At 56.8% G+C, this 544-nt stretch carries 1 pseudogene; it reads left to right on the top strand.

What is annotated here, in order from left to right:
- Positions 1 to 82: 82 nt before the first annotated feature.
- Positions 83 to 544 (top strand): annotated as a pseudogene (locus tag ACGF7G_RS22605) (type IV secretion protein Rhs); the annotation flags it as partial.

Here is a 544-nt window from a genome sequence, read left to right as displayed (position 1 = left end):
CGATGACGGGAACCTCACCCGCACGGCACACTGGTATGACAACACCCGCACGGTTTGGCGGCTCAACGACGCGCACCATCTCATCCACTGTCTCGACCGCACGGGCACCGAACACCATATCCTGTGGGATGAATTTGGTCTGCCGAACGGCTACACCGATGCGGACGGCCATACCCGCCTGAGTGAATGGGACAAACACGGTCGCCAGCTGAGTTTCACCGATGCCAACGGCAACCAGACCGGCTGGCAGTACCAGAATGACACCGACCGGCTCACTTTTATCTTCTGGCCGGATGGCACCGAGACCGCGCTGGCTTACGATGAATTTGGGCGGCTGATGAGTGAAACGTCTCCACTTAAACAGACCACGCGTTATCACTATCTGCATCGTCACACTCTGCGGCCTGCCAGATGCACTGATGCTAAAGGTGGCGAAAGCCAGTTTCAGTGGAATGAGCAGGGACAGCTTATCCGCCATGCTGACTGTTCAGGCCAGTCCACGGTATGGTGTTATGACAAGGAGTATCGGCTGGAAAGAGTCATC

Source organism: Photorhabdus sp. RM323S, assembly GCF_042879375.1.
Lineage (GTDB): Bacteria > Pseudomonadota > Gammaproteobacteria > Enterobacterales > Enterobacteriaceae > Photorhabdus > Photorhabdus tasmaniensis.
This window is presented reverse-complemented; position numbering and strand designations above follow the sequence as displayed.